Here is a 3,769-nt window from a genome sequence, read left to right as displayed (position 1 = left end):
ACCTCGACCTGCGGCTCAGCCTTGAGCGGGTCGAGATCGTCGAAATTGGCGATGCGGCCAAGCATCGGCACCGCCACCTTCAGCGCGCGCGCTTCGCCGGACGCCAGCCGCTCCAGCACCACCGAATCTTCCGAAGGCAAGCGTGCCGCCGCCTTCAGCCACGGAACGACACCGAAACAGCGCCAGCCCGTGAATGTCCCGATCGACTTCAGGCCGTCGTCAAACAGCGAAACGTCGCCGCGGAACTTGTTGATGAGGTAGCCGGCGATCATGCGCCGGTCCTCTTCCGGGAGGATCAGATGCGTGCCGGCCACCGAAGCGATGACGCCGCCGCGATCGATGTCGCCGACCAGCACCACGGGCACATCGGCGCGCGTGGCAAAGCCCATATTGGCGATGTCGCGGCTGCGCAGGTTGATCTCGGCCGGCGAGCCGGCGCCCTCGACGATGACAAGATCGGCGCCCTCGCCGACCTTGCCCCAGGAGTCCAGAACGGCGTCCATCAGCCGGCCCTTCATCGCCTGGTAGTCGCGCGCCCGCGCTTCCCCGAACATTTTGCCCTGCACGATGACCTGCGCGCCGACATCGGTCTGCGGCTTCAGCAGCACCGGGTTCATGTGGACCGATGGCGCGACACCGCAAGCGATCGCCTGCAGCCATTGCGCGCGGCCGATCTCACCGCCGCCGGCATTGTTGTCACCTGGAATTTCGGCGACGGCGGCATTGTTCGACATGTTCTGCGGCTTGAATGGCCGCACCTTCAGCCCACGCTTTTTTGCCGCGCGGCAGAGGCCGGCGACCAGCACCGTCTTGCCGACGTCGGAACCCGTGCCTTGCAGCATGATCGCTTTGGCCATCAGTCCCTGCCCTGCGCCACGGTTCCGGTGATGTCGGATTTCTGCGCCAGCGGCCCGCCGCGCCAGATGTACAGCGCCAGCAATGGCTCCTTGCCGGTGCGCATGGCGTGATTGACGTTGGACGCGTGATGGACGACCTCGCCGGCCGTACGCATGCAAAAGCCGCTCTCGCCCATGCGCCATTCGGTGCCGCCGGTCAGCGGAATGTAGATTTCCTCGGCGACGTGATGGTGGTCGGGATAGACGATATCTGGTCCAAGAATCAGCAGGCCGGCGGCGGCCGCGTCATTGGCAAAGTGGCCACGTGTGCCGAACACTTCCAGCCAGCCGTAATTCTCGATGAACTCTTTCCCGAAGTCCGCCTCGCCATAAGTCTGCCCCCAGCGGAAATCATTGCGACGTTCGGCAAGCAGTTGCACCAGCGGCTTGGCATCCGGAGGCGCCAGTTCGGCGGCGCGATCGAGATGGCGCAGGCAGGCAAGCGGACGCGGCTCCAGCGTGCGAGCCGGCATGTCCCAGCCGATCCGGGCCACGGCATCGCGCATCAGGACGTGATCCACAGTCGCAAGGTATGCGTGGAACCGGCCCAGCAGTTCATCCAATTTTGTCGTCACATCTTGCTCCGGACATGCATTGATGCACAGCCGCTCCGCAGGGGATCGGGTTGCGCGGCGGCATCATTGGTCTAGATTGGTGCGCGCGCAAAGCCAAAAACAACAGGCCAGCGAGCTAGCTGGCCAGCACACAGGGAGCACGCCATGGACGCCGCGGTCGATGCGAGCACCAGCCAATTCGAACTCAACGAGGAGCAGCGCGCCATCCAGGAGATGGCGCAGGCCTTCGCCGCCGACCGTGTCGCACCGAATGCGCTCGATTGGGACCGCAACAAGCATTTCCCGGCCGACGTGATCCGCGAGACCGGCCCGCTCGGGCTCGGCGGCATCTATATCAGGGACGATGTCGGTGGCTCGGCACTTGGCCGGCTCGACGCCGTGCTGATCTTTGAGGCGCTGTCGCACGCCGATCCGGCCTTTTCGTCCTTCATCTCGATCCACAACATGGTGGCCTCGATGATCGACCGTTTCGGCAATGACGAACAGCGCCAGCGCTTCCTGCCGAAGCTCACTTCGATGGAATGGCTGGCCAGCTACTGCCTGACCGAGCCAGGCTCCGGCTCCGATGCCGCGGCGCTCAAGACCCGTGCGGTGAAAAGCGGCGGCGACTATGTGCTCAACGGCACCAAACAGTTCATCTCCGGCGCCGGCGACAGCGATGTCTATGCCGTCATGGTGCGCACCGGCGCGGACGGGCCGAAAGGCATTTCCACCATCGTCGTGCCCAGAGATGCGCCGGGCCTCTCCTTTGGGGCAAACGAGCACAAGATGGGCTGGCACATGCAGTCGACCCGCCAGGTCATCTTCGAGGATTGCAAGGTGCCGGCGGAGAACCTTCTGTCCGACGAAGGCGCTGGCTTCGGCATCGCCATGGCCGGGCTCGACGGCGGCCGGCTGAACATCGCCGCCTGTTCGCTGGGCGGCGCGCAGTCGGCGCTCGACAAGGCGCTGTCCTACACCGCCGAGCGCAAGGCTTTCGGCTCGAAGATCAATCAATTCCAGGCGCTGCAATTCAGGCTGGCCGACATGGAGACCGAGCTGCAGGCGGCGCGTATCTTCCTTTATGCCGCCGCCTCGAAGCTCGACCGCAAGGCGCCGGATGCTGGCAAATGGTCGGCGATGGCCAAGCGCTTCGTCACCGACACCGGCTTCAATGTCGCCAATGACGCACTGCAGCTGCTCGGCGGCTACGGCTACCTGCACGACTACGGCATCGAGAAACTGGTGCGGGACCTGCGCGTGCACCAGATCCTCGAAGGCACCAACGAGATCATGCGCGTCATCATCGCTCGCGCGCTGATTGGCCGTTGAAGCCAGCAACTCTGGGAGACAGACAATGACGACGATCGCCTTCATCGGCCTCGGCAATATGGGCAATCCAATGGCCGCCAATCTGGTCAAGGCCGGGCATGCGGTGAACGGTTTCGACCTCGTTCCGGAAAACCTCACCGTCGCCAAAGAACATGGCGTGACGATTATGGCGAATGCCTTGGCCGCGGTGAAGGATGCCGACGTGGTGATCACCATGCTGCCTGCAGGCAAGCATGTCCTCTCCGTCTACGAAGACATCGCGCCCAAGGCCAAGCAAGGCGCACTCTTTATCGATTCCTCGACCATCGACGTCGAGTCAGCCCGCAAAGCCCACGCCGTCGCCAGGAAGCACGGGCTGTCGTCGATCGATGCACCGGTCTCGGGCGGCACCGGGGGTGCCGCAGCCGGCACGCTGACCTTCATGGCGGGAGGCTCCGATGATGCCTTCGCTGCCGCCGAGCCGATCCTGAAGCCGATGGCCGGCCGCATCGTCCATTGCGGCGGCGACGGCGCCGGCCAGGCAGCAAAGATCTGCAACAACATGATCCTCGGCATTTCGATGATCGGTGTCGCCGAAGCCTTCGTTCTGGCCGAAAAGCTCGGCCTGTCGCATCAGGCGCTGTTCGACGTCGCCTCGACCTCGTCGGGCCAATGCTGGTCCTTGACCACCTACTGCCCGGTGCCCGGCCCGGTGCCGACTTCGCCCGCAAACAGGGACTACAACCCAGGATTTGCAGCCGCCTTGATGCTGAAAGACCTGAAATTGTCCCAGGAAGCCGCGCAAGGTGCGGGTGCTGTAACGCCGCTTGGTGCCGAAGCGGCTCAGCTTTATGCCTTGTTCAACGCCCAGGGACATGGCGGCGTCGATTTCTCCGGCATAATTAATTTTCTCAGGGGTAGCCCGGCGTAACCCGCGGATTTGGCGGATTTTTCCGGTTTCCTTCGGTGGAAAAATGAAAATTTAGATTTGCTTAAGCTCTCGATAAC

Annotated in this window: 4 protein-coding genes; 2 read left to right on the top strand and 2 right to left on the bottom strand. The window is 63.6% G+C overall.

The window, feature by feature from the left end; all coding sequences use genetic code 11:
- Both EN914_RS27850 and EN914_RS27845 read right to left on the bottom strand, forming a co-directional pair.
- Positions 1 to 857, bottom strand: an 857-nt coding sequence (locus EN914_RS27850; protein WP_127389392.1) for a cobyric acid synthase, incomplete at its 3' end; no start/stop codon positions are given.
- On the bottom strand, positions 857 to 1,471 hold the full coding sequence (locus tag EN914_RS27845; protein ID WP_024501287.1) for a dimethylsulfonioproprionate lyase family protein: 615 nt from the start codon (positions 1,469 to 1,471) through the stop codon (positions 857 to 859). The genes EN914_RS27850 and EN914_RS27845, both read right to left, overlap by 1 nt.
- Positions 1,472 to 1,615: 144 nt before the next feature.
- On the opposite strand from EN914_RS27845, the gene EN914_RS27840 reads away from it, so the two are divergent.
- Positions 1,616 to 2,782, top strand: coding sequence for an isobutyryl-CoA dehydrogenase (locus EN914_RS27840; protein WP_013531207.1), 1,167 nt, complete (start codon positions 1,616 to 1,618; stop codon positions 2,780 to 2,782).
- Positions 2,783 to 2,807: 25 nt separating this feature from the next.
- A complete protein-coding gene (gene mmsB, locus EN914_RS27835; protein WP_024501288.1) occupies positions 2,808 to 3,692 on the top strand; it encodes a 3-hydroxyisobutyrate dehydrogenase in 885 nt (294 codons plus the stop codon).
- Positions 3,693 to 3,769: the final 77 nt, after the last annotated feature.

Origin of the sequence: Mesorhizobium sp. M7A.F.Ca.CA.001.08.2.1 (genome assembly GCF_003998455.1) — a bacterium.
Lineage (GTDB): Bacteria > Pseudomonadota > Alphaproteobacteria > Rhizobiales > Rhizobiaceae > Mesorhizobium > Mesorhizobium ciceri.
The sequence above is the reverse complement of the archived record's forward strand: the minus strand, read 5'-3'. Positions and strand labels throughout refer to the sequence as shown.